Here is an 858-nt window from a genome sequence, read left to right as displayed (position 1 = left end):
TACGCCGCCAAAGCCCGCCAGTCCGATCCGGCCCTGCGCTCGGCGCGGTCACAGAGCGACGAGGCCCTGCGTGCTGAGATCCAGCGCGTGTGGGACGAGAACCGCTCGGTCTACGGCGCAAAGAAGGTCTGGAAGCAGTTGAAACGCGAAGGCTTCGTGGTCGCCCGCTGCACCGTCGCCCGGCTGATGCGCACAATGGGTCTGCGCGGCGTCACGCGGGGCCGCCGTGTCCGCACGACCGTACCGGCGGATCTGGCCGAGCGCCCGCTCGATTTGGTGGAGCGCGACTTCACCGCCGAGCGCCCCAACCAGCTCTGGGTGTCGGACCTGACCTACGTCGCCACCTGGCGCGGCTTCGTCTATGTCGCCTTCGTGATCGACGTGTTCTCGCGGCGCATCGTCGGCTGGCGCGTGTCGAACTCGCTGCGGAGCGACTTGGCGCTCGACGCGCTGGAGCAGGCCATCTGCGAGCGCTCGGTCGGCGACGATCCCCTCGTTCACCATAGCGATAGGGGCGTTCAATACCTGTCCATTCGCTACACCGAGCGGCTCTCCGAGGCGGGCATCGAGCCGTCGGTCGGAAGCAAGGGAGATTCCTACGACAACGCCCTGGCTGAGACGGTGATCGGCTTGTTCAAGACCGAGGAGATCCACCGCAACGGGCCGTGGCGCGGCCTCGAAGACGTCGAACTCGCCACGCTGGAATGGGTGTGGTGGTTCAACGAGCGGCGCCTGCTCGAGCCTCTCGGCTACCTTCCGCCAGCCGAGTACGAAGACGCTTTCTACCGCCGCTTGGAGACTCAGGTCACCGAGGCGGCACTCACGTAATCCGGTCTCCGGCAAACCCGGGTTGATTCA

General features: G+C 66.4%; 1 protein-coding gene. It reads left to right on the top strand.

Annotated elements, in window-relative coordinates; genetic code table 11:
- Positions 1 to 828, top strand: an 828-nt coding sequence (locus tag RM540_RS16315; RefSeq protein ID WP_311666092.1) for an IS3 family transposase, incomplete at its 5' end; no start/stop codon positions are given.
- Positions 829 to 858: the final 30 nt, after the last annotated feature.

This window comes from Rubrivirga litoralis (assembly GCF_031846415.1).
Lineage (GTDB): Bacteria > Bacteroidota > Rhodothermia > Rhodothermales > Rubricoccaceae > Rubrivirga > Rubrivirga litoralis.
Note: the sequence above shows the minus strand (reverse complement) of the source record. Positions and strands in the feature narration are given on the sequence as shown.